This window comes from Nocardia sp. 852002-20019_SCH5090214 (genome assembly GCF_001665865.1).
Lineage (GTDB): Bacteria > Actinomycetota > Actinomycetes > Mycobacteriales > Mycobacteriaceae > Nocardia > Nocardia nova.
The window spans coordinates 33,018-57,834 of sequence record NZ_LZMK01000017.1; the positions used below are offsets into that span (position 1 = coordinate 33,018).

Sequence of the window (24,817 nt, forward strand, 5' to 3'; positions counted from 1 at the left end):
CATGGACGGACTGGGTCTCAGCAGGCGCGACGCCCTGCGAGCAGGCGGTGGATTACTCGGTGCGGCGGGGGCGCTCGCACTCGGCGCGCGAACGGCGCGCGCGGATCCGTGGACGTGGTCGCCGAGCGGTTCCGTGGTCGGCAGCGGCGGCGGGGCGGACCCGCTGACGATGTGGGATCCGGAGGCCGATCCGGTGATCGCCGACGTCATGGACCACGAGGACATCCCGCGGATCAACAATCTGCTCCGCACCTGGGTGCGCAACGAGCAGCCCATTCCCGAGGGCTTGCCGAAGAATATGCGCGACTTCATGGAGTACGCGCGGCAGCTGCCGTCGTGGGCGGACGAGGCCAAGATGGCGGCCGGCTTCGAATTCAACAAGAAGCGGGGAACCTATCTGGGCGTGCTCTACGCCTTCGCCAGCGGCATGATGGCGAACGTCATTCCGCACGAGGCGCGCGCGGTGTACTACTCGCGGGGCGGCTCGCATCTGAAGGACCGCATCGCCAAGACCGCGAAATTCGGCTACGACATCGGCACGGTCAACGCCTACCAGCCGGGCGGCGAAATGATCGTGACCTGCGTCAAGACTCGTATCATTCATGCCGCGGTCCGGCATCTGCTGCCGCAGTCGCCGCATTGGCCGACCGAACATATCCCGATCAGCCAGGACGACAAGATGGTCACCTGGCACAGCCTCGCCACGACCATCATGCGGACCTTCCGGGCCTGGAATCTGCAGATTCCGCAGGTCGAATCGGAGGGCTACCTGCATACCTGGCAGCTGGCCGGCCACTTCCTCGGCATTCGCGACGAATACATTCCCGCGACGTGGGAGCAGGCCGATGCTCAGGCCAAGCAGCAACTGGACCCGATCATCGAAGCGACGCCGGAGGGGATCGAGCTCGCGCACAACCTCATGGACCTGGGCTTCGACCTCGATCTGACGCTGCTCAGCAAGCCGATTCTGGGCGCGTTCACCCGATTCATCCTGGGCGACAAGATCGCCGACGATCTGCGGATCGCGCGGGAACCGGTGTGGGATCCGCTGCTGAAGTTCAGTTGGGGCCCGTTCGTCGCCGTGCGCGAGGGCGTGACGGGCGTGATCCCGCCGACCGCGGACGCGACCTGGCTGTTCGACGAATTCCTGCGCCAGTTCGTGCTGTGGTACATGGCCGAACTGCGGATGCCGCTCAGCATCGAGATCCCGCAGACCAACAGGTGATTCGCCGACTTCGCGGGCGACAAGCGATACCGGAGGCGAAGGTGGAACAGAAATGACAACCAATCCGAATCTCTCACGTATCCGGCGCGGCGCAACCGGAATATTCGTCGCCGCGACGGTCGCCGTCGGTGGACTCGCCGTGGAACTGGCGGTGCAGGGCGGCACCATCGGCCATGCGGCGAAACCCGCGGGAACCGTGGAACGGGTGCCCGTGGACGTGCGGACGGCCGATCCGGTCTCGGCGCCGACTTCTCCTGCGCCGCAACCGGAAAGCGGCCGGCCGGGGGAGTGGACGCCCACGCCGCCGGTGCAGCATTCCGACAGCGATCCGCACGAGCACACCGCCGGGTCATGAGCACCGGGCGAGGCGCGGTGGCGGCCTCGGAGACGTTTCCGGCGATCGGAACATCGGTCGTGGTGGTTTGCACCGATGCCCGGGAGCTGGCGCGCGCGGTCGGCCTGGTCCGCGCGCGACTGGACGAACTCGATCGTGCCGCCTCGCGCTTTCGCGCGGATTCCGAACTCGCCGTGATCAATTCGCGCAGCGCCGACGCGGCCCGCCGGGGCCGGTCGGAGCAGCTGCGCATTCCGGTCGGCCCGACCCTCGGGTCGTGCCTGCGGGCGGCGATGCGTACCCAGCGCCTGACCTCGGGGTTGGTCTCGGCCTCCCTGGGGGCCGCGCTGATCGCCTGTGGCTACGACGACGATCTGGATGTGGTGCGCGCCCGCGGTGACGTGGGCCCGGCCGCATGTGATCCGAGCTCGGTTCCGTTGCGGCACATGATCTTCGACGAGCAGCGGTGGGAGGTGACGTTGCCGGCGGGAACCGCACTGGATCTGGGCGCGAGTGCGAAGGCGTGGGCGGCGGACACGATCGCCGCCGAGCTGGCCGCGACCGGACCGGGTGGATATCTGGTGAATCTGGGCGGTGACATCGCCGTCGCGGGCGCCGTCCCGCAGTACGGGTGGTCCATCGGGGTGAAGGATTGGAACGACGTCGTGGTGCAGGTCGTCACCTCGACCGGGCAGGCGTTCGCGACGTCGTCGACGCGGCTGCGCACGTGGATGCGCGGCGGCGTACGCCGCCATCACATCATCGATCCGCGCACCGGACGCTCCGCCCGGACGCGGTGGGCGCAGGTCACCTGCGCGGGACCCGATGCGGTGCAGGCCAATGCGGCGTCGACGGCCGCGATCGTTCTCGACGATCAGGCGCCGCGCTGGCTGACCGATCGCGGCGTGCCCGCCAGCCTGATGACGGTCGACCACGAGGTGGTGACGACTCCGGGCTGGCCCGCCCCGACCGCGGCGCGGAAGCGGCACGTGTCATGACCAGTCCGTGGCTGTGGTACGTCTCGCGCGCCGCCGGCGTGGTCACTCTTGTACTGCTGACTGTCGTGGCGTTGCTCGGGATGTTCACGGCCGCGCGGTTGCGGCCCCGGCTCGCCGTATCGGCCGTGGCGATGGGACTGCATCGCACGCTCGCCCTGGGCCTGATCGTCTTCCTGGCCGCGCATATCGGCACCGCGGCGGTCGATACGTATGTCGATCTCGGATGGCTGTCGACGGTGGTGCCGTTCACGGCCGGTTACGAGCGGCAGTGGGTCGCGCTGGGAACCCTCGCCGTGGACATCGTCCTGGCGGTCGTCGCGACATCGCTGCTGCGCCACCGGTTGCCGACTCGGATGTGGCGTGCGGTGCACCTGCTCGCGTACGCGATGGCGCCGCTGGCGGTGGTACACGGAGTGACGATGTCCTCGGCCGCGGATCCGGCGCTGCTCGCCGTCACCGTGGGCTGCGGTGCGGCGCTGGCGGTCGGTGCCGTCTGGCGGTGGGCCGTTCCCGACGCACAGCGGCATCGCCGCTCCGACATCGCTTCTCAGGAGTGGACATGACCGGGCCGGCGGACCTGCTGAGGGCTGCGGGGTTGCGCGGCCGCGGCGGCGCGAACTTTCCCACCGCCGCCAAACTCGAACTCGCGGCCCGCCACCGGGCCGAGTTGATCGTCAATGCCTGTGACGGAGAGATGGATTCGTCCAAGGACGCATGGGTCGTCGCGCACCATCTCCCCGAAGTGCTCGACGGCGCCCGGCGAATTACGGCGCAGCGGGTGCGGGTGGCCGCGCATCGCGGCTCCGAGACGCTCGCCCTCCTGGACGCGGCCGGCGTGGACACGCTCGCGGTACCACGGCGATACGTGTCGTCGGAGGAGTCGGCGCTGGTCCGGCTGGCGCACGGTGGTCCGGCGCGACCGGTGATGCGGTTCGAACCCATCACCGTCGGCGGCCGGGACCCGCGGGGGCGGCGGCTGGCGCCGACCCTGGTGCTCAACGTCGAAACCGTATGGCGGATTCAGCAGATCGCCGAGTACGGTCCGGGCTGGTTCCGCTCCTACGGAACGCCCGACGAGCCCGGCCCGCGGCTGGTGACAGTTGCCGACGGCGTCCGCAATCCGGGTGTGCACGGCGCGGAGGCGGGCCTGCCCCTGTCCGAAATTCTCGATCGGGCGGGCGGTCTCACCGTCGGCCCGCAGGCCCTGTGGGTGAACGGTTTGAGCGGTGGGTTCCTGCCCGCCGAGGCGCGTCATACGCTGTGGTCGCGAAATGCTCTGGCGCCGTTCGGAATCGGAACCGGCGCCGGCGTATTTCGTGTCGTCGCCGCGGGCAGCGATCCATGGCAGGTGGTGCTGTCCGCGCTGACCTATGCGGCGGGTGAATCGGCCGGCCAGTGCGGCCCGTGCATGTTCGGATTGCCCGCCCTGCGTGACGATCTGATCGACCTGCTGGACCGGCGAGCTCCGGCCGACACCGCCGAGCGGCTCCTCCGTAGGCTCCCCCGTGTTCCGGGGCGAGGTGCGTGCCGCTTTCCCGACGGAGTGGCCCGGTTCCTGGCCTCCGCCTTGGACGTCTTCGGTAGCTCGTTACTCGTCGAAAGTATTGGTAGCAAACGTTTTCCGACCGCACGACAAGGATGAATCGTGTCCCTCACAGCTCGGGCCCTCGGCATCGCACGACCCACCTCCGGCGCGCTGGCGATCGATCGGATCGCGTGCACCGGCCACGGTATCTGCGCCCACATCCTGCCGGAGCAGATCGTCCTGGACGACTGGGGCTACCCCGTGCTCGGCGCCGCCGAACCGGACCCCGCGCTCGCCACCGAGGCGATCAAACTCTGCCCGGCCGCGGCCCTGCGGTGGGTGGCACCGCCGGCATGCTGACGAGCGAAATGCATTGGCGCTCAGAGCGGTCGACGTCATAGTTCGGTGCGCACCGTCATCACCGTGGGCGCTGCCGTGCCGGACCACCCGCACGGCGAGGCGCAGGTCGCGATGACCGCGTCGGTGATGGTGCCGTCGCTGTAGAGCGTCGTCCGCAGGACGGCCTGCGCCGGGTAGCCGCAGGCTTGGCATTTGCCGAAGTAGTTGAGAATTTCGCGCGATCGGACAGCGGCGATGCTGCGCCGTCCGGATACGCCGCTCGGCTGGGGGATTTCGCTGTGCACGGTGATCCTTCGATTCGGCGGACGCGGCGGTGCCGGTGACCGACAATCGAGCCGGCCGTGTCCCGGTGGATCCGCTGCCGAGACCGGCGATCCCCCTGCGGTACCGCCGGGCTCATGCAACGGTCGTGCCGAGTCCGTCCTGGTCACGCCGCATGGGGACCGTTCCACGGTCGACGACACCGTTCCATGCTAAGTCGTGAGCGCTGCATTTGGCATGAATTCATCATAACTTCTGCGTGCATTGTGACAAGTCCCAGAGCAAACCATAGTCCGTATGAGCACCGAATATCCGTCGTTCGACAGGTGCTGGGCTACGTCTTCCAAAACTGTGAATATGGAGTAACATACGCTCTCGCGGCCCCGCGGATGACCGGGCGCCGCGGCCGACGGGCAAGGGTGCCCGCATCCGGTGCGTGCGGGAGGTGCGGGCACCGGATGTCCGGCCGATGGGTGAAAGGACCTGTGTCGCAATGCTGAAGCGACTCGATCGGCTTCTGAGCTACGAGATGAAGGTGTCCGAATTCCTCGGGACACTCATCATCCTCGCTGTGCCGTACGGCATCATCGGGGTCATCTGGACCCTGACGCACACCTCGCACCTGAAGCAGATGCACGGCATCGACGTGATCATCTCGTTCCTGGGATCGATCGTGTGCTGGCCCGTGCTCACCTTCTCGAACGTCTGCATGACCTAGTCATGATGGCGCTGGTGTGGCTCATCGACATCGTGGTGATCGGAGTCAAGATCCTCGGTGGGCGAATCAAGGTCAATCCCGTTCTCCGATTCGGCCTGTGGGTCGCGGTGCTGTGTGCCGTGGGCGCCGGGATCGCACTCCTGGGGGCGTTGCTCGTGCTGCTGCAGCACTACTTGGAGAACCTCCCGGGATGATCCGGGTGACGGCTGCACAAGCTCGGAATATTCCGTAACTTGCCGCGTCGGTTCCAGGGTCTTGACCGTACTTCCGTCGCATCCTGTCGGGTTCTCCAATTCGAGAACAGTCGATAACTTACTATCTTGTGTCGCACCGAAACGGTGTGTAACACTTCACACGCTCAACGCCGGGCGGCCTGGTTGCCGCTGTCTGCGACAAGCGGTGAGCGTGAGAAAGGAACGACCGCTGTGACGTCGACCCGAGCCTCCGATCGGCCGGACCCGCCGGTTCCGCCCTGGCGGACCGCCGACGAGGGTGAGCTGCAGCGACTTGTCGATGCGGCCGGCGGCCTCTGGCGCCGGCATCCGCAACGCTCGCTGGAGACCCTCGGCCGGCAGGTCGCGCTGGGGCGGGAGGCATTCGTTCAGCTCTTCGTCGCGATGATCAAGCGCCGGTTTCCGTACCAGGAATTCATCAAACAGTGCGCCTTCATGGCCAACGTCTCGGCCGCGCCGACCGTGTTCGTGGCCATTCCCATCGCCGTCGTGGTGTCCATCGAGGTCGGTGCCCTGGTGAACCAGGTCGGCGCGACGACGTTCATCGGTTCCGTTGCCGCACTGGGAATCATCCGGCAGGGCGCGCCGCTGGTCTCCGCGCTGATGATCGCCGGTGCGGTGGGTTCGGCGATCTGCGCCGATCTCGGCTCCCGGACGATCCGCGAGGAGATCGACGCCATGCGGGTGATGGGTGTCGATCCGGTGCGCCGGCTGGTCGCCCCCCGCCTGGCCGCGGCGGTGCTGGTGAGCGTATTGCTGTGCGGCTTCATCGTTTTCGTCGGATTCGCGACGGCGTACATGTTCAATGTGTACGCGCAGTCCGGTACCCCCGGATCCTTCATCGGATCGTTCGCGTCGTTCGCGGTGGCCAGCGACCTGTTGATCGCCTTGACCAAGGCCGCGATCTTCGGCGCGCTGACGGCGATCATCGCCTGCGATGTGGGCCTGCACACCAGCGGCGGCCCGGCCGGAGTCGCGAATTCGGTGAACTCCGCGGTGGTCAGCTCCGCGTTGATGTTGTTCGCCACCAACATCATTCTGACTCAGCTGTCGAATACCTTGCTCCCGACGAAGGTCGCGTGAGATGGCCAGCTCCTACACCCCGCCCGTAGCCCGGCCGCTGCGGGCCGTCGGAAACGCCGCGCTCGCACCGGTGCACGCGAACCAGCGTCTCGGGCATCAGACCATCACCTTCTTCCAGGCGGTGGCCGCGATTCCGTTCGTGGTCAAGCACTATCGGAAGGAACTTGCCCGGCTGACCGCGGATGTGAGCTGGGGTAACGGGTCGCTGATCGTGGGTGGCGGCACCATCGGCGTGGTGTTCATCCTGTGCTCGTTCGGCGGCATCATCGTCGGAATGGAGTCCTTCACGGCGTTGAACCTCCTGACCATGAGCCCGCTGACCGGCGCCATCGCCGGATTCGCGACCACCCGGGAGTTGGCGCCCATCCTGGCGACCCTGGCCTTCGCGATCCAATCCGGTTGCCGGTTCACCGCGCAGCTGGGCTCGATGCGGATCTCCGAGGAGATCGACGCGCTGGAATCGTGCGCGATCCGGCCGCTGCCGTACCTGGTCAGCACTCGGATGATTGCCGCGACGGTGACGATCGTGCCGCTCTACAGCGTGGGTCTGGCCGCCGCCTACCTGACCACTAAACTGACGGTGCTGTTCCTCGGCGGCACTACCGCGGGGACCTACGACCACTACTTCTTCCAGTTCCTGATCGGGCCGGACGTCTTCTATTCGCTGCTGAAGGTCGTGATCTTCACGCTGCTCGCGACCTTCATCCAGTGCTACTACGGCTATGTCGCCAGCGGCGGCCCGGAGGGCGTCGGGGTCGCGGCCGGGCGGGCGATCAAGATGGTGATCGTCGTGATGGTTTTCGCGAATCTCTTTCTCACCCTGGCGATTTGGGGCATCGACCCCGGATTCCGGATCTCAGGATAGGTGTCGTTCGTGATTCTCGATCCCAGTGGCCGCGGTGCGACCGCTCGCCAGCTCACGCTGGCCGGTATCGCGATGCTGCTCGTGGTGGCCGCGCTGCTGTATCTGCTGGCGTTGCGCTACACCGGTCGCTTCACCGAGAAGGTGCCCGTCCACGCCGTGCTGACCAGTACCGGAGACGGCCTGCCCAAACATGCCGACGTGAAATTCCGCGGCATGGTCGTCGGCACCGTCGATTCGGTGGAGGTGGTGGCGAAAGGGGAGCGGCAGCGCGCCGATATCGCGTTGAAACCGCATGTCGCCGATGCGATTCCGGCCAACGTCACCGCCCGTGTCATCCCCAACAACCTGTTCGGCGTGACCGCGATCGAATTGGTCGACAACGGGCCCGACACCGCGAAACTGCATTCCGGCTCGACCATTTCCCAGGACACCGGCACCGCGACCATCCAATTGCAGACCACGCTCAACGTGCTGCGCAATGTGCTGAGCAATATCCAGCCGGAGAAGCTCGGCCGGGTGCTGGCGACGCTGTCCGCGGCGCTGGAACCCTCGGCGCGGGTGCCGGGTTCGACCGTGGAGCGGCTCGACACCTGGCTCACCCAGGTGCACGACATTCCCGATATCGGCGACCTGCTGGGTGATCTGGGCCGGGCTGCCACCGCGCTGAGCCAGTCGGCACCGGAACTGGTGGGAGTGCTGTCGGATTCGGTGACGACGGCTCGCACTCTCACCGAGCGGCGCTCGAATCTCGTTGCGCTGCTGACGAATGCGGGCGGCGCCGTCGATTCGGTCAACCACCTGTTCGCGCGCAATCCGGATTCGGGAAAATTCCTCGTCGCCGGTCTGGACGATCTGTTCGGCGGTCTGGCCAAGGATCCCGAGGCCATTCCGTTCACCGCCGCCAACCTCAATACGGCGTTGCAGCGTTTGAAGACCACGTTCCACTGGGGCCCCAAACACCAGATGGTGTGGGCGATGGACGCCTCGCTCACACCGTTCCAGCAGTACACCGCGCAGGACTGCCCGCACTATGGTGACGAGTACGGCCCGCGCTGCGGTGGGGCGACGGTGCCGAATGTGGCGCCGCCCCAGAACTATCCACCGCAGCAACTGCCCCGCTGGCTCGACGCGGCCGGGCCTCGGCCGACGCCGGCGGCCGTGGTACCGACCGCGCCCGCGCAGCAGCCGCTGATCCCCGGTCTGCCGGTTCTGCCCGGAGTTCCGGCGCTGCCCGGTCTGCCGAGTCTGCCGCTGATCCCCGGCATCACCGCACCGGCCGCCTACCACGCCACGCCCGCTGATCCGGCGGCCACCCGTCCCGCCGCGCTGCGTGGACCCGCCGCGGTCGCCGCGGTGGTGGGGGGTCCGCCGAATCTGGCGCAGCTCCTGCTGCTGGGGCCGGTGCTCGCCGGTGGCTATCTGACCGTCGGCGAGATGCCGGAAGGCGGTGTGACGCAATGAAATCGACGAAGGCACTGATCGGTTTCGGAATCTTCGCGGTGATCGCGATCGCGCTGACCTCCACCATCTACGGCACGCTGCAACGCACGGTGCCGGGCTCGACCACTCGATATTCGGCGGTCTTCTCCGATGTGCTCGGACTGCGCGTCGGGGACGACGTGCGGATGGCCGGAGTGCGGGTCGGCCGGGTGGACAAGATCGACTTCGTCGGCGACTACAAGGCCGGGGTGGAGTTCAGCATCCGGAGCAATCAACATCTGACCACCACGACCAAGGCCATGGTGCGGTACCAGAATCTGATCGGTCAGCGCTACGTCGCGCTGGCGCCGGGTAAGGACGCGGGCCGGCAGTTGCCGGCGGGCGGGCGCATTCCGCTCGAGCACACCGAGCCGTCGTTCGATGTGTCGGCCTTGCTGTCCGGCTTCGAACCACTGTTCTCGGTGCTGCAGCCGGATCAGGTGAATTCGCTGTCCGAGACGCTGATTCAGGCGCTGCAAGGCAACCAGGTCTCGCTGAGCACCTTGATCACCCAGGCCGCGCAGCTGGCCGGAACCTTCGGCCAGCGCGACAAGATCCTCGGCGATGTGGTCTCCAACCTCAGCAGTGTGATGGCGGGCCTCGCGCATCGCAGCAACGAGCTGGAAACCCTGATCACCCAGACCCGTTCGCTGATGGACGGGCTCTACGCCCAGGGTGAGGCGTTGAAGTCGTCGGTCGACCAGGTCGCCACCTCGACCGATGCGCTGGTCGGGTTGGTCGCCCAGGTCAAACCCGGTATCGCGGCCGCACAGAACAAGGCCACCACCGGCGTGGCGCTGCTGCTGCTCAACGGCGCGGCGCTGGACCGGGCGGCGGTGCAACTGCCGAACGTGCTGAACCGCGTGGCCCAGTTCTCCAGCTACGGCGCCTACGGCAACGCCTACTTCTGCGGTCTCGACGTCTCGCTGTGGGGCGTGCTGCTGCCGCCGGGCCTGTTCTCCCAGATCGGTGGCAACGCGCATTCGGAGGTGTGCCGATGATGGCGAGGTTCTCGCGACCGAGGTTGCCGAAAGTGTTCGGTTTCCTGCGCAACCGGTATCTGCGGCTCGGCCTGATCGCCTCGGCGACCGTGCTGATCCTGCTGCTCGGCTCCAGCGCGCTGACCCAGGCGCGGTTGGGGGACAAGACGATTCACGCCGAATTCGCACAGGCCGCGGGGCTGCGCGCCGGTGCGACCGTAGACGTCTCGGGGATCGAGGTGGGCGCGGTGCGGGCGGTGCGGCTCGACGGCGCCAAGGTGGTCGCGGACCTGAAGGTGCGCCGCGATCTGCGACTGGGCCCGGACGCGCGCGCGGCGATCAAGATGTCGACCATCCTGGGGCGGTTGCATGTCGATCTCGTTCCCGGCAATGGAAAAGGACTGCCGGACAACCGGATCAAGCTCGACCACACCAGCGTGCCCTACAACCTGAGCAAGGTGATCCAGGACCCGCAGTACAAGGCATCGTTCGAACGGATCGAGCGGATCGACCCGCAGAAGTTGCGCCAGGCCCTCGACACCATGAATCAGCAGATGGGCGATTCGCCGCAGCTGGCGGTGCAGGCGCTCGACAGCATCGGCTCGCTGGCCAAGGTGATCAACGACCGCCGCGACGAGGTCGACACCCTGCTGAAGGGGATGGATCAGGTCTCACAGCTGGTCGCCGACAATCAGAACAGCGTGCTGATGCTGCTGACCCGCGGCGAGGCCATCGGCCAGGCGGTGCAGAAGCGCCAGCAGCTGCTGAAGAGCCTGCTCGACAATGTCGCCTCACTGTCGAAGTTGTTGCAGGACATGGGGTTGGAGAACAACAACCAGTTCGGCCCGATGATCCGGGATCTGAACACCATGTCCGAGGGGCTGGAGAAGAACAAGGCCAACCTCGACCGGCTCTACGAGATCATGCCGGTGACCTTGCGGCAGTTCAACAACGTATTGGGCAACGGACCGTACGGCGATGTGTATGTGCCGTGGGGGCTGTTCCCCGACAACTGGATCTGTTTCGCACAGGTCGTTCAGGGGTGTAAGTGATGAAACTGCGCGCGCTGGCCCAACTGGCCGCGGTGTGCCTGGTCGCCTCCGCCGGCTCGGGCTGTTCGCTGCTGCCGGGTTCGCTCGGCACCGCCGCCGACGAGGCGCTCGGCGACAACATGCGCATCAGCGCCGACTTCGACAATGTGGCAGGGCTCTACGCCGGCAACGAGGTCGATGTGCTGGGTGTGCCGGTCGGCACGGTCGAATCGGTGGAGGCCAAGGGCACCTACGTGCAGGTGGTCATGAAGGTCGACAAGAGCGTGAAGCTGCCCGCCGACGCCATGGCCGCACTGGTGAATCCGCAGCTGATCACCAACCGCCACGTCGAACTGGCGCCGGCCTACGACGGAACCGGGCCCACCATGGCCGACGGCGCGCATATTCCCTTGCCGCGCACCAGGACACCGGTGGAGCTCGACCGCATCATGCAGACCTTCGACCAGCTGGGTGCGTCTCTGAAGGGTGACAGCGACACCGGGCCGATGGCCAGCCGGGTGTTGTTCCCGTTGCTCGACGGCAACGGCGACAAACTGCGCGCGACGCTGGACGCGCTCTCGGGTGCGTTCGAGACGACCTTCGCCAACAAGGACCAGATCTCCAACACGATCGTCAAACTCAACGACATCACTCAGGTCATCGCCCAGAACGATCAGACCGTGCGGGATTTCAGCGGCCGGCTCACCGAACTGCTGAAGTTGATGGGCGATCAGGCGCCCGGCTTGCAGGCGGTGCTCACCCAGCTCAACGATTTCGTCGCCAATACCGCCACGGTGGTGGGGCAGAACAAGGATCAGCTCGCCGGAGCACTGAGCCGGTTCGTCGCGATCAGCGATCAGATGCGTGCCAATGCCCGCAATCTCACCGAAATCGTGGATGTCGCGCCGCTGATGTTCGAAAACCTCGCCAACGCCACCAGTTACGAACATCAGGCGCTGCGCCTGCACGGCCTGCTCGATAAATCGGTGCTCGACGGTGAAGCGCTCTCGACCTTCTGTGAGCGGGTGATGATGCGCCTGGACGGCTGCCGGACCGGGAGGATCGCCGATATGGGGCCCGATTTCGGACTCACCGCAGCACTTCTGGGGATCAGCGGAAAATGACACGATCACAGCGCAGAACATCTCGCCGCGGCATCGTTTTCACCGCCGTCGCGACCGCCACCACACTCGGTATCAGCGGATGCGGCCCGACCCTCGAGAATGTGCCGATGCCCAAGCCGGGTATCGACGGTCCGGGCTATACCGTTCATGCCGCGTTCACCGATGTGCTGAATCTGCCCGATCACGCCCACGTGCGGATCGGCGGCACCGATATCGGCACCGTCACCGGTATCGAGACCACGAATTTCATCGCCGACGTGCGGATGCAGATCCGCTCCGACATCGTGCTGCCACGCGGGACCACGGTGGAATTGCGTCAGGCCACGCCGCTCGGCGACATGTCGGTTGCCATGACCCTGCCGGCCGCGCAGGAGGCGGGCCCGCCGCTGCGCGACGGAGACACCATCGGCACCGACCACACCGGCACCGCGGCCTCCGTCGAGCAGTTGATGATGTCGGTGGCCATGCTGGTCAACGGCGGCGGTATCAACCAGGCCGCACAGATCACCACGCAGATGAATTCGATGTTCGCCGGGCGGGGACCGCAATTGGCGCATCTGCTGAGCGAGATGACCAGCGTGATCGCCGCGCTCAACCAGCGCACCGGCGATATCGACGCCACCCTGCAGGGATTGAATACGCTGTCCGGGGAATTGGCCAGGCGCAAAAAGGAACTCGGCGCGGCCGCCGATACCTTCCCGCAACTGCTCGGACTGGTGAACGAGAACAATCAGCGCATCGTGGATCTCACCACCAAGGTATCGACCACCATGGCGGCGCTGGGCGATTTCACCGACACCACCAGCCCGCAGTTCCTGAGCCTGTTCGACAGCGTCCAGAAATTGATGTCGGGCTTCACGGAAATGGGCGGCAATCTCACCGAGGCGCTCGACGGGCTCAACGACATCTATCCGCCGCTCATGGCCAGCCTGCGGGGTTCGGGATTGGCCGTCATGCCGGTGGTTTCGTATCTGAGCATCGGTGCGCTCAGCGATCCGCACGGCAGCCGGTGGCCCGAAATCGGTGACGTTCCGGCGTTCGCCGGCAGTTTGGCGCAGGTATTCGAGAAAGTGTTCGGCCGGGTCATCAGTCCGCCGCAACCGGTGCCGGGTGCGGCGCCGCCGGAAGCGCCCGGCACGCCGGCCGAACCTTCCCAGCAGGGTGGTGAGCGATGAATACGCCGCTGTGGAATTGGGTGGTGCGCCGGCGCATCGCCCTGGCCAACCTCAGCCTGATCGTGGTGCTGGTGATCGGCTCCGGATATCTGGCCCGATATGTGCTGCGGTTCAATCCTTTTCCGCATACCTTCACCGTCACCGTGCAACTCGCCACCTCGGGTGGCATTCTTCCGGGCAACGACGTGACCTTCCGCGGCACCCGGGTCGGCAAGGTCGCCGATGTGCGGGTTTCCGGCGACGGAATCGACGCGATCGCCGAAATCGACGACAGCGCGAAGATTCCCGTCGGGGGCGCGGTGCACGTCGGCCGATTGTCCGCGGCGGGTGAGCAGTATCTGGACTTCCGGCCCGACGCCGACACCGGGCCGTATCTGTCCGACGGCGCCGTCGTGGAGCGCGCACGCACCAGCGTGCCGATTCCGGTGCAGAATCTGCTCACCGATCTCAGCGGATTCATCGGCGGGATGAATCCGGACCGGCTCACCGTGGTCGTCGACGAGCTGGACAAGGCGCTGGGCGGCGGCCCGGATCGATTGCGCAACATGATCTCCGGGATCAGTCGTGCGATGGCGGGGCTGTCCGATCTGCTGCCGCAGACCCAGCAGCTGCTCGAGAACCTGCAGGTGATCGCGGAGACCACCTCGCACGCGCAGCCCGATCTGAGCACGCTGACCGCGGCGGGCAGCGCACTGTTCCAGCAGGCCACCGCCGCCGACAACGAGATCCGGAAATTCCTCGACCAGGGGCCCGGCGAGCTCGCGACACTCGGCGACGTGGTGGCGAAGAATCAGGATCCGCTGACCGATCTGGTCACCAATTTCGTCGCCATCACCAAGGCGGCGAAGCTGCGGCAGCCGGCGATCGAGGCGCTGTTTCCCGCACTGCGCCAAGGTATTCAAGCGCTCGGGGTGCCCGCCCACGACGGCGCCTATCACACGCTCGCCGACTTCTGGCCGCGTCCCACCTGCGACTACGACACGATTCCGGTGTCCCCGGCCAAGGTCATGACCGACACCCGGGTGCGGTTGTACAACTACTGCCTCACCGCCGATCCCGCACTGCAGGTGCGTGGTTCGGCCAACGGGCCGCGGCCGAACATCCCCGACAACGGGTCCGGGCCGCCGCCGGGCGTCACCGGCAACGAACTGTCGCGGCCCGTCCCGCCCGGCCCCATACCCGACAACTAGGAAGCGAACGCGATGAGCGACAAGGAAAGCGGAGGCGCCGAGGAGCGCGAACCCACGATCGACACCGTCGACGAACCGGAGACCGCGGCGGCCTCGGAGTCCGATACGGCCGGATCGGATGCGGCGGGGACATCCGATACCACCGAGTCGAGCCCCACCGAAACGAAGGCCGCAGCCGAGATTTCGCCGCTGTCGCGACTGCGTCCGGCCGCCGGGGGACGCGGTGTGCGGATCGGCCTGCGGGCGGCGGCGCTGGTCCTGGGCGCCGCGATCGGCAGCAGTATCTACTTCTACCTGCAGAACAAGGATCACGAGGAGGTGCTGGAGGCGCAGGTGCAGGCCCGCCAGGCCGCCTGCGCCTACGGCCCGGTGGTCTCGACCTACGATTCCAAGCACCTCGACCAGTACGTCCGCGATGTGCTGGCCGGCGCCTCCGGTGAATGGAAGAAGCAGTTCGAGTCCAACAGCAAGGACCTCAGCGACGTCCTGGCCAAGGGTGAGGTCGTCGCCAAGTCGACGGATGTGCAGTGCGCCATCCGTTCCGGGGACAAGAATTCCGCGGAGGCGATCGTGGTGATCGGCCAGACCATCACCAGCCTGGGCACCCAGGGCAAACCGGAACCGGGCCAGTTGTCGACGGTCATGCGACTGCAGAAGCAGGGCGATCGCTGGCTGGTCGACAAGATCAGTACGCCGCTGACTCCGCTACCGCCGCAGTCGTAGCGGTTCCCCGGCGAAAAGAATTGGCGGACAATGTGAGTCGCGCACAGGACGGGCGTGCGAAGGCGACGGCGCCGGCCACGCACAACCCCGAGCGTGTGATCCGCCGCCGGCCCAAGAACCGCCGGGCGCAGATCGCCTCCGCCTCGGCGGCGGCCTTCGGATCGCTGGGTTATCACGGCGTGAGCATGGAGGACATCGCCGCCCGGCTGGGGATTTCCTCGGCCGCGCTGTACCGGCACTATCCGAGTAAGTACGCGCTGTTCCGCGAGGAGCTGCTGCGCTTGTCCACAGCCGCGGTGACCGCGGTGACGCTGCCCGCGGAGGCGCAGAGCCACAGCGCCGAAACGCGACTCGGACTCGTCATCGATGCCATCGTGGCCGATACCATCGCCAATCGCCCCACGGCCGCGCTGGCCCGGTGGGAGGCGCGCTACCTCGATCGCGACGATCGCCGGACCTTCGACGAACGGTTCGAGACCGCGATCTCCGCGCTGCGGGCGCTGATCGGCGAACTGCGCCCGGAGTTGTCCCGCCGCGCGGGCCTGGTGCGTGCCGTCGCGATCTTCAGTGTGGTGAGCAGTATCGGCGACCACCACGCGCATCTGCCGGCGAAATCGCTCGCGGTGCTGCTGAGCGAGGCCGCGTGGTCGTTGATCCGCGCCGACCTGCCGGTGGCCGCCGACGCACCGGAACCTATGCGAGCGAACGAGATTCCGCAATCGTTCAAACATCGGGTGCTGCTCGACAAGGCGGTCGAGCTGTTCCACGAGCGCGGCTATCCGAATGTGAGCGTGGAGGAGATCGCGGCGGCGGCCGAACTGTCGGCGGCCTCGGCGGTGTACCGGTACTACCGCAGTAAGGATGCCTTGCTGGCGGCGGCATTCCGGCGGGTGGCCGACCGGATGGCCGCCGCGATCGCACCCGCGGTGGAGGCGTCACAGACCTCCGAGGAGGCGCTGGCGAGGTTGATCGACCTCTATGTCGAGGGATCGTTCGCCGAGCGCGAGCTGACGTTCGTCTACTACGCCGAATTCGGCAATGTCGGCGCCTACGAGCGCACGGTGCTGCGCAATATCCAGCGGCTGGTGGTCGCCGAATGGGTGGAACTGCTGGTCGATGCGCGGCCCGAGCTGGCGCGGGCGCAGGCCCGCATCCTGGTCCATGCCGGATTCGGCCTCGTCGTCGGTCTGGGGCGGCTGTTCGGCAACGACCAGCAGATCTGCCCTCGAGCCCAGGTGATCGGATTGATGGAGATGACGTTGTTCGGACGGCTTGCGCGACAGGCGTAGCGGTTCTTGAATATGTGACAACTTAGATGACGGAATGCGGCTTCAAGTACGGGATATTTCGTTATGGGCCCGTTGATCGAGAGAGAATTACGGGTAACATAGTGGAGGCCGGGCCGACCCTGAGGAGTGTACGAGGGGGTGTCGCCGGGGCAGAGGGAGAAATCCGCGAGAGCGCCGGTAACCGCGCATCGGTGGTTGTCGCGTCGGCTCCGAGGCGAGCCGGTCTGCCGGGCGGGCCCCTCGGTCTCCCGTGTCGCATGGTGCCGCCGATCCCGGCGGCACCGCCCGCGCCCCGCAGCGCGGGGCCCGGCGCATCTCCGGTCGCGCCGGCGAAACGTTCCGAGAGAGGACTCGCATGACAACGGCAACGCAGCCTTGGGAGCCGAATTACACCGACCCGCACAGTGATTCCTACGTTCCGGAGGAATCCGTGCCGGTCGGGCGAGGCCGGGCGGAGGACGAGCGAGCTGTGCGGCCCGACGTCGCGCAGACGCCGCCGCTGACCCTGGAGCAGACGCGCATTCACATCCCGGACTTCTATCGCTCACCGCGCAAGCGCCCCGCGCAACTGCCCGACGCCCTGGATTTCTGGGTGTTCGCGGGCGCCGCGGCCAACGTCGCGATGCAGTTCGCGCATCCCGCGGTGGCGGCCGGTGTCATGGAGAGCACCGTGGAATCCGGTGCGCTCATGGTGCATCCGTGGAAGCGACTGCGCACCACGGCCTCGTATCTGGCGGTGGCGATTCTCGGCACGCCCGAGGAGAAGGAGGAGTTCCGTGAGGCGGTGAATGTCGCGCACCGGCAGGTGCGGTCGAAACCCGGCTCGAAGGTGAAGTACAACGCCTTCGACCGCAATCTGCAGCTGTATGTCGCGGCCTGCATCTACATCGGCTTCGAGGACTCCCATCAGCTGATCAACGGCAAGATGTCACCGGAGGAGCTCGAGGCGTTCTATCAGGGCGCGGACACCTTCGGCACCACGCTGCAGGTGCATCCCGACATGTGGCCGAAGACGCGCGCCGAATTCGACGAGTACTGGGTCGAGGCCTGCCGTCAGGTGATCGTCGACGACGCCTTCCGAGCGTATATCGGTGACCTGCTGCATCTTCGGATGATCCACTGGTACATGCGACTGCTCTTCGGCGGGCTGCTGCGCTTCCTGACCGCCGGCTTCCTGCCTCCGCATTTCCGCGAACAGATGGGCGTGGAGTGGAGCGCGGCCGACCAGCGCCGATTCGAGCATCTGTTCCTGTTCGTGGGATTTGTGAACCGCTTCATCCCCAAGTTCATTCGGTTCTCCGGGACGAAGATGATGATGCGAGATGTGCAGCGTCGGATCCGCAAACAGAAGGTCCTCGTCTGATCTGAATCCACCGGTGCGGCACGGTGATTGCCGACCGTGACGGGTGCGGCGGACCGGCCACTCGGCTCCGCCCTCTCCGCCTCCGCTTGTGAAAATCCGGGCTCGCTCCATGCGGACGGGAACTGGGGACCACGACGGAACGAGCCCGGATGGACGGACCGGTCGATCACACCCACGGGCACCACGAGCTCGGCCGATCGTCGCGAACAGTACATCACCTCACGTGAGTTAGGCGTCTCGCTCGCGTCGCCGAGTGTGTGATGGCGCACTAATAGTTTGTGCACTAACTATTAGCACGCTAATCTGGCCTCGACACGAGGAGGTGGGCATGACGACCGACGTCGACGATCCGCTGCGGCTGGACCGGCAGGTATGTTTCGCCCTGGCCGTCGCGAACCGATCGGTGCTGACGGTGTATCGCCCGCTGCTGGAGCCCTTGGGGCTCACCCATCCGCAGTATCTGGTGATGCTGGCGCTGTGGGGCGAGGCTCCGATGTCGGTGAAGGCCATCGCCGAGGCGATCCAACTCGATTCCGCCACGCTGTCTCCGCTGCTCAAGAGGCTCGAGTCGGCAGGCCTCATCACCCGCCATCGTGATCCGCGCGACGAACGCACACTGCTGATCGATCTGACCGAAGCCGGGTGGGCGCTGCGCCGCCAGGCCGAGTTGATCCCCCCGGCGGTCGTGCGGCGGCTGGGCGTGAGCCTGGCCGATCTGGAGGAACTGCGCGAGGTACTGACCCGCGTCAACGAGGCCGCCCGGCGAGCCGCGCTCGCCGATATCCAGGGAGCTACCCATGAGTGAGCAGAAGCCGAATCCGGTTCAGCGCGTGCGCTATATCTGCGGCGCCACCCTGCCGCCCTCGATGCAGCAGTGGGTCCTTCGCGATCTGACCGGCCCGGGCGCCGCCCGCCGCTACCTGCTGCGATTCCTGGTGCCGATCATCCCCGTACTGTGCCTGTTCCTGCTGGTCCCGGGCCCGCTGTGGATCGGATTGTCGATGGCGGCGCTGCTGTACGTCCCGCTGGTCTACTTCACCATCGCGCTGATGTACGTGTATCGGCGGCACCGCCTGCTCAAGCACGGGCTCGATCCCGAACTGGCCGACATCGCCGAACGGGAGCGTGCGGCGGCCGAACGCGAGCAGTACGAACTGCGGCACGGCCGCGGCTGACGCCCACGCGGTCGCGGAATGTGTGCCCGCCGAACCGATTCCGTGCCACGACGCGAACGACCGGTCTCGGCTCGTCGCGCCCGCGGTCGGTTATCGGGGGTGTACTGTAAGTCCTGTCGGTAATCGCACAGTGCGCTGTGCGCGCGAGCGGTGCGGCCGATTCGCTGGCCGGACGGGCCGTCGATGGTGAGAGTCTGAAGGACATCCGATATGAGTGAGCAGCCGAATCTGTTCAGCCACAGTCCGGTACCCATCGAGACGCCGGCACCTGCCGGCGGGGTGGCGCATCGTCCGCTGTTTCGCAGTGCGAGTTCCTCGGCCGGACCCGAGGGCGGGGAGGCGCCCGCCGACGATATAGCCCGGTAATCCACACGGCGCCCGTAGTCGATCAGTCCGGGATCACGGACACGATCCGGCAACGGGCGCGCCCGTGCGTACCGGCGGCGATCGCGGTGAACGGGCGCGGACACGCGGTCGCGGCGGGAATTGATACGAAACCTATATCCGCCGCTACCGAACCGTTAGCAAATCATCATCGAATTGCCGATTTTCGCTCTTGGACGGTGATCAGATGCCGAAAGAGGGCTTTCGTGCTCCGGTAATGTCGGTCCCGCAATCATTCGGCTAACGAATCGGCGGGGAAGTCACAACCAGGCGCTACCTGCTGGGGACGGAGTCCGGCATGAGTGCTGTGACTTTCGGTTCCCCGGATATCCGGGGGCACGTACATCGGTTGTCGGCCGGAATCACCGACGCGCAATGGCTGCGAGTGGCCGTGGAAACCTCGGCCGCATGCGTCAGCGCCGCGATCGCCGGGCTGGCCATGATGATGCCGATCAGCCAATCCTGGCTGTCGCCGGGATCGGCGCTGCAGGTCGACCTGCTGATCTTCAATATGCCGCTGGCCCTCACCGCCGGCGCGCTGATCGCCGTCATCGCGGTCTCGGTGTCGGCGGCGATCGGCAGCAGCCGCCTGGCCTGGTGCGCGGTCTTCTGTGCGACCTCGGCGATGCTGGTGAACCACACCCTGCTGGTGAAGCTGGAGACCCGGACCCTGTCGACGCTCAACTACGTCGACTCCATGCTCGCCGGAGTGATCCTGGGCTGTCTGGCCGCGGCGGTGTGGCATCGGCGAGCCCCTGCCGGGGGGTATCTGTTCGGTGCGCTGGCTTCGATTCTGTTCGCCGACCTCACCCAGGCGCCGGATTTCGCCTCCACCGTCGCGGGGGAGGGCATCATGCGCGGGGCGCCTCCGGTCTGGATGATTGTCGTCGCACTCGTCCTGATGCTCGGCACGGCCCTGCTCTTTCGCCAAGAACAGCGACCGGAACCCGACGACAGTGCGGTGGTACCGCTGAAACCGGTGGTGTCGGCGGTCGTGATCGTCTCGGCGACGCTGGGGACCTCCGTCTGGATGGCCCGCGGCGGCGCGCTGGTATCGATTCTGGTGGGCGGGGCGCTCCTGCTGCTCGCGACCGCGGTGGCGGCGCTGCTGCTTCCCGGACGCGACGGAATGCTGGTGGTGGTGATGGTGGCCTTCGCTTCCGCGGGGTCGGCCCTGCTCACCGTTCCGCGGCCGGCCTGGTCGACCGTGCTGGTGGTCGCGGCCGCGGGCGCCGGCCTCTACGCCGGATGGCGCATTCGCCTGCCGTTGCAGGCTGTCGCCGGATCCGTCGCGCTGTCCATCGCCGCTGCGGTGAGCTCGTCGCTGGTGGACGTCCCGACCGCGGCGGTAACAGTGCCGAGCTGTATCGCACTGGCGGTGGTCGCCGGATATGCGCTGGGATGTGCCATCGGCCCGCGAGCGACCAGTGCGGTCGTCGGCATCGTCATCCTGTTCGTGCCGTCCGCGGGGGTGGCTCTGCAGGGTCGCGACCTCGGCCGGATCGAATATTCGCATACCTGGTTCCGCAGTGCGGAGGCCGCGGTCACCGCGGTGCCGGGACTCGTCGCGGCCGGAATCGGCATCGGGTGCGCCGCCATCGCGCTGCTCATCGGGCGGCTGCGGCCGGGCGATCCCTTCGGCCGGCACGCCGCCGACAGCGCGGAGAAGCCGAATCCGGCTCAGGCGCGGCGCAATTCGCTCACCACCGCGAAGTCGACGCCGTCGGCATCGGCGAGGTAGACCGGCTGGGTGGTGTGCGCGCCGCGCACCTTCACCTCACCGCGCGGGCCGCCGTAGCGAACCCGGGCGGCATGGCGTTCGATGGCGCGCACGTCGAGGCTGCGCGCCGCCTCCGCCAGCGAGGCGAACAGCAGCAGGCCCTCGTAACAGGATTCGCCGATATTGTTCAGCGCGGGTGCGAAGGTGCCGTACCGAGCCGTGTAGCGGCTGCCGAAATCCATCGCCTCGGGCGAGACCACACTCTCGAAATAGCCTGAGGCGGTGAATAATCCGCGGGTGCTGTCCGGGCCACCCGCGAACAGGACGTCCTCGCCGATCATCATGCTCAGCCGCAACCGGTGCTCGTCGAGACCCGCGCGGGCGAAGGCCCGATTGAACGCCGCACAGTCGGCGCCGACCAGCAACAGCAGCACCCCCTGCGCCGAGGAGTGGCGAATCAGGTCGAGGGCCGGACCGAAGGCGCGGCTGCCGAGCGGGACGAATGCCTCGCCGACGATGTCGATGTCGCCGAATGCCGCCGCCTCGCGGGTGACCCGGGCGGTTTCGCGCGGCCACACGTAATCGTTGCCGACGATGCACCAGCGGCGGATGCCCTGCTCCGCGCGCAGCCAGCGCAGCGCGGGAAAGAGCTGATGATCGGGCGTCTCGCCCACCATGTACACGCCGTCGGAATTCTCGCCGCCCTCGTAGAACGTGGTGTAGACGTACGGGACCCGCCCCGCCGTGCGGGGCGTCAGCACCCGGCGGGCATTGGACAGGTGCCAGCCCACCACGCCGTCGACGGCGCCGGTGCCGATCATGCGATCGATTCGTTCGGCCAGCAGTGGCAGCGGTGCGCCCGAATCGACCGTGTGCAATCGCACCGGCCGCTCGAGAATTCCGCCCGCGCGATTGATGTCCTCCACCGCCAGCGCGGCGCACGCCTCACAGGAGGGGCCGAACAGGCCCGCCGGTCCGCTACCGGGCACCACCAGCGCGATATCGACGGTGTCGCGCCCGCCGCGGGAGTTCGAAATCCTCACCGGAACCTCCGCCGCCCGAAACATCCATCGCCGAATAGTCGCCCCCCGAGCCGACCATGTTAACGACGGCCCGTGTGGGTGGCGAGCGGCGACCTTCCAGGGCTGGTGAAGGGGCCTCGTTTGGCATATACCCCCTGTGGGTATATGGTCGTGGTAATCGCTCGGCCTGTCGAGAGGAGTCGTGCACATGGACGGCAACGGCCATGAAACCGTGGTACTGGATCTGAACGGCCTGCACTGGGCGAGCCGGCGGCAGGTCGCCACCCGGGTCCTGCAACGCCGCCCCGGCGTGCTCGAGGCCACGGTCAATCCCGCCGCCCAGACCGCGACGGTCAGCTTCGACCCGGGCCGGACCTCGGTCCACGATTTGCGGGAGTGGTTGCGCGACTGCGGGATCCACTGCTCCGGCCGATCGGTTCCCCGGCACGTCTGCGATCCGCTGGCCGAGCCGTCCGGCCCGTCTCGTCCCGACGGCGCGCACCGGCACGAACCCGCGGAGCCCAGGCACGATCACGACGGCACCCACGACCACCACGACATGTCGATGGCCGCGATGGCCGCCGACATGCGCAACCGATTTCTGGTCGCGCTGGTGTTCTCGGTGCTGGTCATGGTGTGGTCACCGATGGCGACGGACATGTTCGGCATCGACCTGCCGGTGCCGTTCGGGCTACGCCAGGATGTGTGGGCGCTGATCCTGAGTCTGCCGGTGATCGGCTATTCGTCGACGATCTTCTTCACCGGTGCGTGGCAGGCGCTGCGGGCGCGGACCCTCGACATGATGGTGCTGGTCGCGGTCGCCATCGGGGCGGGATGGCTGTATTCGCTCGCGATCACGCTGACCGGCGGCGGCGAGGTCTTCTACGAGGCCTCGACCATGCTCGCCACCTTCGTGCTGCTCGGGCACTGGTTCGAGATGCGCGCCCGGGGCGGCGCCACCGACGCCATCCGCACGCTGCTCGACCTCGCGCCACCGCGCGCGGTGGTGGTGCGTGACGGCGAGGAGGTGGAGATTCCCACCGCCGAGGTCGCCGTCGGTGATCTGCTGCTGGTGCGGCCGGGCGCCAAGATCCCGGTCGACGGCGTCGTGGAAGACGGCGACAGCGAGGTCGACGAGTCGATGGTGACCGGGGAGAGTCTGCCGGTGCACAAGCAACCGGGTGCTCCGGTGATCGGCGCGAGCATCAACGTCGACGGCACCCTGCGCGTGCGTGCGGACAAGGTCGGTTCCGACACCGCGCTGGCGCAGATCGTGAATCTGGTTCAGCAGGCGCAGAATTCGAAGGCGCCGGGCCAGAAGCTGGCCGACCGCGCGGCGTTCTGGCTGGTACTGGTCGCACTGATCGGCGGTGCGGTCACGCTGGCGGGATGGTTGCTCGCCGGAGCCACCTTCGCCACGGCCATGTTGTTCGCCATCACCGTCGTGGTGATCACCTGCCCCGACGCCCTGGGCCTGGCCACGCCGACGGCCGTCATGGTCGGCACCGGACTGGGCGCTCGCCGGGGCGTGCTGTTCAAGAACGCGCTGGCCCTGGAGACGGCGGCGCGCGTCGACGTGGTGGTGCTGGACAAGACCGGCACGCTGACGAAGGGCGAACCGGCCGTCACCGAATTCGTGACCGCGGCGGCGGAGCCCTCGCCCCGGCTGCTCGCGGCGCTGGCCGCGGTCGAACGGGAATCGGAACACCCACTGGCACAGGCGATCGTCCGCTACGCGCAGGAGCGCGGCGCCGCGCCGGCGCGGGCCGAGAAGTTCGAGAACGTGCCGGGACACGGCGCCGTCGCGACGGTCGACGGGCAGCGTGTCGTGGTCGGCAACCGGCGACTGCTGGATCGGGAGGGGATCGAACTCGGCGAATTGGCCGACGCTCGGGCCCGGATCGCGGACGGCGGGCAGACCGCCGTGCTGGTGGCGGTCGACGACAAGGCGGTCGCGGTGGTCGGGATCGCCGACGAACCCCGTGAGACCGCCGCCGCGGCGGTGCGCGAAATGCACGATCTGGGTGTGGAAGTCGTGATGCTGACCGGCGACAATCGCGCCACGGCCGATCGCATCGCGGCCGAATTGGGCATCGATACCGTCATCGCGGAGGTGCTGCCGGGCGACAAGGCCGACACCATCGCGCAATTACAGTCGGGCGGAAGGAAAGTCGCGATGGTGGGCGACGGCGTGAACGACGCGCCCGCGCTGGCACGGGCCGACCTCGGCATCGCCATCGGGGCCGGCACGGACGTGGCCATCGACACCGCGGATGTCGTGCTGATGCGATCGGACCCGCTCGATGTGCCCACCGCCTTACGGATCGGCCGCGGCACGCTGCGCAAGATGCATCAGAACCTGGCGTGGGCGGTGGGATACAACGCGGTCGCACTCCCGATCGCGGCCGGCGTGCTCGAACCGGCCTTCGGATTCACCCTCCGCCCGGAGATCGCCGCACTGACCATGTCGGGATCCAGTATCATCGTCGCGCTGAACGCGGTGTCGCTCAAACGACTTCGGCTTCCCGAGCCGCAGGGCTGAGACCCGGAGCGGCCGGAC

Annotated in this window: 26 protein-coding genes; 24 read left to right on the forward strand and 2 right to left on the reverse strand. The window is 67.2% G+C overall.

The features are described from left to right. The first annotated feature begins 1 nt into the window (after nt 1). Genes A5780_RS01535 through A5780_RS01560 form a run of 6 tightly spaced genes read left to right on the forward strand, consistent with a single transcriptional unit; the run spans nt 2 to nt 4,442 of the window. On the forward strand, nt 2-1,225 hold the full coding sequence (locus A5780_RS01535; protein ID WP_064907532.1) for an oxygenase MpaB family protein: 1,224 nt from the start codon (nt 2-4) through the stop codon (nt 1,223-1,225). Nucleotides 1,226-1,277: 52 nt separating this feature from the next. Next, nucleotides 1,278-1,580 carry a hypothetical protein gene (locus tag A5780_RS01540; RefSeq protein ID WP_063017555.1) on the forward strand — a complete coding sequence of 101 codons (303 nt, stop codon included), beginning with the start codon at nt 1,278-1,280 and terminating at the stop codon, nt 1,578-1,580. Continuing rightward, nucleotides 1,577-2,557: an FAD:protein FMN transferase gene (locus A5780_RS01545; RefSeq protein WP_064907533.1), complete on the forward strand. Its 981-nt coding sequence runs from the start codon at nt 1,577-1,579 to the stop codon at nt 2,555-2,557. The genes A5780_RS01540 and A5780_RS01545 overlap by 4 nt, the downstream gene beginning before the upstream one ends. Beyond that, the gene (locus tag A5780_RS01550) at nt 2,554-3,120 is read left to right on the forward strand and encodes a ferric reductase-like transmembrane domain-containing protein (RefSeq protein WP_064907534.1); all 567 of its coding nucleotides are present in this window, start codon (nt 2,554-2,556) and stop codon (nt 3,118-3,120) included. Before A5780_RS01545 ends, A5780_RS01550 begins: the two co-directional genes overlap by 4 nt. Then, nucleotides 3,117-4,199 carry an NADH-ubiquinone oxidoreductase-F iron-sulfur binding region domain-containing protein gene (locus tag A5780_RS01555; RefSeq protein WP_064907535.1) on the forward strand — a complete coding sequence of 361 codons (1,083 nt, stop codon included), beginning with the start codon at nt 3,117-3,119 and terminating at the stop codon, nt 4,197-4,199. Before A5780_RS01550 ends, A5780_RS01555 begins: the two co-directional genes overlap by 4 nt. A gap of 3 nt (nt 4,200-4,202) precedes the next feature. Further along, the gene (locus A5780_RS01560; RefSeq protein ID WP_063017561.1) at nt 4,203-4,442 is read left to right on the forward strand and encodes a ferredoxin; all 240 of its coding nucleotides are present in this window, start codon (nt 4,203-4,205) and stop codon (nt 4,440-4,442) included. A gap of 35 nt (nt 4,443-4,477) precedes the next feature. Here the strand turns inward: A5780_RS01560 and A5780_RS01565 are convergent, their stop codons facing one another. Then, entirely contained in the window at nt 4,478-4,726 is a 249-nt protein-coding gene (locus A5780_RS01565) for a hypothetical protein (protein ID WP_030515592.1), read from the reverse strand. A gap of 470 nt (nt 4,727-5,196) precedes the next feature. On the opposite strand from A5780_RS01565, the gene A5780_RS01570 reads away from it, so the two are divergent. The 17 genes from A5780_RS01570 (at nt 5,197) to A5780_RS01645 (ending at nt 21,256) form a co-directional block, all read left to right on the forward strand. Continuing rightward, nucleotides 5,197-5,421 (forward strand): hypothetical protein, encoded by a 225-nt coding sequence (locus A5780_RS01570; protein WP_030515593.1) that lies wholly within the window; start codon nt 5,197-5,199, stop codon nt 5,419-5,421. 2 nt (nt 5,422-5,423) lie between these two features. Next, nucleotides 5,424-5,615, forward strand: coding sequence for a hypothetical protein (locus A5780_RS01575; protein WP_063017565.1), 192 nt, complete (start codon nt 5,424-5,426; stop codon nt 5,613-5,615). Nucleotides 5,616-5,918: 303 nt separating this feature from the next. Continuing rightward, nucleotides 5,919-6,737, forward strand: coding sequence for an ABC transporter permease (locus A5780_RS01580; protein WP_036524691.1), 819 nt, complete (start codon nt 5,919-5,921; stop codon nt 6,735-6,737). Between the two features lies 1 nt (nt 6,738). Further along, nucleotides 6,739-7,602, forward strand: a complete 864-nt coding sequence (locus A5780_RS01585) for an ABC transporter permease (protein WP_030515596.1) — start codon at nt 6,739-6,741, stop codon at nt 7,600-7,602. Nucleotides 7,603-7,611: 9 nt separating this feature from the next. Next, on the forward strand, nt 7,612-9,063 hold the full coding sequence (locus A5780_RS01590) for an MlaD family protein (RefSeq protein ID WP_064907550.1): 1,452 nt from the start codon (nt 7,612-7,614) through the stop codon (nt 9,061-9,063). Next, nucleotides 9,060-10,082 (forward strand): MlaD family protein, encoded by a 1,023-nt coding sequence (locus tag A5780_RS01595; protein ID WP_030515598.1) that lies wholly within the window; start codon nt 9,060-9,062, stop codon nt 10,080-10,082. The genes A5780_RS01590 and A5780_RS01595 overlap by 4 nt, the downstream gene beginning before the upstream one ends. Then, nucleotides 10,079-11,113: an MCE family protein gene (locus A5780_RS01600; protein WP_030515599.1), complete on the forward strand. Its 1,035-nt coding sequence runs from the start codon at nt 10,079-10,081 to the stop codon at nt 11,111-11,113. The genes A5780_RS01595 and A5780_RS01600 overlap by 4 nt, the downstream gene beginning before the upstream one ends. Next, nucleotides 11,113-12,216, forward strand: coding sequence for an MCE family protein (locus A5780_RS01605; RefSeq protein ID WP_064907536.1), 1,104 nt, complete (start codon nt 11,113-11,115; stop codon nt 12,214-12,216). Before A5780_RS01600 ends, A5780_RS01605 begins: the two co-directional genes overlap by 1 nt. Continuing rightward, nucleotides 12,213-13,391 carry an MCE family protein gene (locus A5780_RS01610; RefSeq protein WP_082976225.1) on the forward strand — a complete coding sequence of 393 codons (1,179 nt, stop codon included), beginning with the start codon at nt 12,213-12,215 and terminating at the stop codon, nt 13,389-13,391. Before A5780_RS01605 ends, A5780_RS01610 begins: the two co-directional genes overlap by 4 nt. Continuing rightward, the gene (locus A5780_RS01615; protein ID WP_064907537.1) at nt 13,388-14,581 is read left to right on the forward strand and encodes an MCE family protein; all 1,194 of its coding nucleotides are present in this window, start codon (nt 13,388-13,390) and stop codon (nt 14,579-14,581) included. Before A5780_RS01610 ends, A5780_RS01615 begins: the two co-directional genes overlap by 4 nt. A 12-nt stretch (nt 14,582-14,593) precedes the next feature. After that, nucleotides 14,594-15,304 (forward strand): hypothetical protein, encoded by a 711-nt coding sequence (locus A5780_RS01620; protein ID WP_064907538.1) that lies wholly within the window; start codon nt 14,594-14,596, stop codon nt 15,302-15,304. 32 nt (nt 15,305-15,336) lie between these two features. Next, entirely contained in the window at nt 15,337-16,593 is a 1,257-nt protein-coding gene (locus tag A5780_RS01625; RefSeq protein WP_064907552.1) for a TetR/AcrR family transcriptional regulator, read from the forward strand. Nucleotides 16,594-16,948: 355 nt separating this feature from the next. After that, entirely contained in the window at nt 16,949-17,956 is a 1,008-nt protein-coding gene (locus A5780_RS01630; RefSeq protein WP_082976226.1) for an oxygenase MpaB family protein, read from the forward strand. Nucleotides 17,957-18,284: 328 nt separating this feature from the next. Then, nucleotides 18,285-18,761 carry a MarR family winged helix-turn-helix transcriptional regulator gene (locus tag A5780_RS01635; protein ID WP_030515606.1) on the forward strand — a complete coding sequence of 159 codons (477 nt, stop codon included), beginning with the start codon at nt 18,285-18,287 and terminating at the stop codon, nt 18,759-18,761. Further along, complete coding sequence (locus tag A5780_RS01640) at nt 18,754-19,131, forward strand: DUF5313 family protein (protein WP_063017571.1); 378 nt, start codon at nt 18,754-18,756, stop codon at nt 19,129-19,131. The genes A5780_RS01635 and A5780_RS01640 overlap by 8 nt, the downstream gene beginning before the upstream one ends. A 210-nt stretch (nt 19,132-19,341) precedes the next feature. Next, nucleotides 19,342-19,497, forward strand: coding sequence for a hypothetical protein (locus tag A5780_RS39705; RefSeq protein WP_156055636.1), 156 nt, complete (start codon nt 19,342-19,344; stop codon nt 19,495-19,497). Between the two features lie 316 nt (nt 19,498-19,813). Beyond that, nucleotides 19,814-21,256, forward strand: coding sequence for a hypothetical protein (locus A5780_RS01645; protein ID WP_146098651.1), 1,443 nt, complete (start codon nt 19,814-19,816; stop codon nt 21,254-21,256). Here the strand turns inward: A5780_RS01645 and A5780_RS01650 are convergent. Then, nucleotides 21,196-22,278, reverse strand: coding sequence for a substrate-binding domain-containing protein (locus tag A5780_RS01650; protein ID WP_231982789.1), 1,083 nt, complete (start codon nt 22,276-22,278; stop codon nt 21,196-21,198). The genes A5780_RS01645 and A5780_RS01650 overlap by 61 nt on opposite strands. A gap of 187 nt (nt 22,279-22,465) precedes the next feature. Here A5780_RS01650 and A5780_RS01655 point away from each other — a divergent pair, with 187 nt between their 5' ends. Beyond that, nucleotides 22,466-24,799: a cation-translocating P-type ATPase gene (locus A5780_RS01655; RefSeq protein WP_064907540.1), complete on the forward strand. Its 2,334-nt coding sequence runs from the start codon at nt 22,466-22,468 to the stop codon at nt 24,797-24,799. Nucleotides 24,800-24,817: the final 18 nt, after the last annotated feature.

Excerpts from the sequence above, each read along its gene's own strand:
- A5780_RS01615 (WP_064907537.1), top strand. The coding sequence starts at position 13,388 with ATGAATACGCCGCTGTGGAATTGGGTGGTGCGCCGGCGCATCGCCCTG.
- A5780_RS01585 (WP_030515596.1), top strand. The coding sequence starts at position 6,739 with ATGGCCAGCTCCTACACCCCGCCCGTAGCCCGGCCGCTGCGGGCCGTC.
- A5780_RS01655 (WP_064907540.1), top strand. The coding sequence starts at position 22,466 with ATGGACGGCAACGGCCATGAAACCGTGGTACTGGATCTGAACGGCCTG.
- A5780_RS01540 (WP_063017555.1), top strand. The coding sequence starts at position 1,278 with ATGACAACCAATCCGAATCTCTCACGTATCCGGCGCGGCGCAACCGGA.
- A5780_RS01570 (WP_030515593.1), top strand. The coding sequence starts at position 5,197 with ATGCTGAAGCGACTCGATCGGCTTCTGAGCTACGAGATGAAGGTGTCC.
- A5780_RS01620 (WP_064907538.1), top strand. The coding sequence starts at position 14,594 with ATGAGCGACAAGGAAAGCGGAGGCGCCGAGGAGCGCGAACCCACGATC.
- A5780_RS01545 (WP_064907533.1), top strand. The coding sequence starts at position 1,577 with ATGAGCACCGGGCGAGGCGCGGTGGCGGCCTCGGAGACGTTTCCGGCG.
- A5780_RS01630 (WP_082976226.1), top strand. The coding sequence starts at position 16,949 with ATGACAACGGCAACGCAGCCTTGGGAGCCGAATTACACCGACCCGCAC.
- A5780_RS01610 (WP_082976225.1), top strand. The coding sequence starts at position 12,213 with ATGACACGATCACAGCGCAGAACATCTCGCCGCGGCATCGTTTTCACC.
- A5780_RS39705 (WP_156055636.1), top strand. The coding sequence starts at position 19,342 with ATGAGTGAGCAGCCGAATCTGTTCAGCCACAGTCCGGTACCCATCGAG.
- A5780_RS01605 (WP_064907536.1), top strand. The coding sequence starts at position 11,113 with ATGAAACTGCGCGCGCTGGCCCAACTGGCCGCGGTGTGCCTGGTCGCC.
- A5780_RS01535 (WP_064907532.1), top strand. The coding sequence starts at position 2 with ATGGACGGACTGGGTCTCAGCAGGCGCGACGCCCTGCGAGCAGGCGGT.
- A5780_RS01595 (WP_030515598.1), top strand. The coding sequence starts at position 9,060 with ATGAAATCGACGAAGGCACTGATCGGTTTCGGAATCTTCGCGGTGATC.
- A5780_RS01550 (WP_064907534.1), top strand. The coding sequence starts at position 2,554 with ATGACCAGTCCGTGGCTGTGGTACGTCTCGCGCGCCGCCGGCGTGGTC.
- A5780_RS01635 (WP_030515606.1), top strand. The coding sequence starts at position 18,285 with ATGACGACCGACGTCGACGATCCGCTGCGGCTGGACCGGCAGGTATGT.
- A5780_RS01555 (WP_064907535.1), top strand. The coding sequence starts at position 3,117 with ATGACCGGGCCGGCGGACCTGCTGAGGGCTGCGGGGTTGCGCGGCCGC.
- A5780_RS01640 (WP_063017571.1), top strand. The coding sequence starts at position 18,754 with ATGAGTGAGCAGAAGCCGAATCCGGTTCAGCGCGTGCGCTATATCTGC.
- A5780_RS01575 (WP_063017565.1), top strand. The coding sequence starts at position 5,424 with ATGATGGCGCTGGTGTGGCTCATCGACATCGTGGTGATCGGAGTCAAG.
- A5780_RS01600 (WP_030515599.1), top strand. The coding sequence starts at position 10,079 with ATGATGGCGAGGTTCTCGCGACCGAGGTTGCCGAAAGTGTTCGGTTTC.
- A5780_RS01645 (WP_146098651.1), top strand. The coding sequence starts at position 19,814 with ATGAGTGCTGTGACTTTCGGTTCCCCGGATATCCGGGGGCACGTACAT.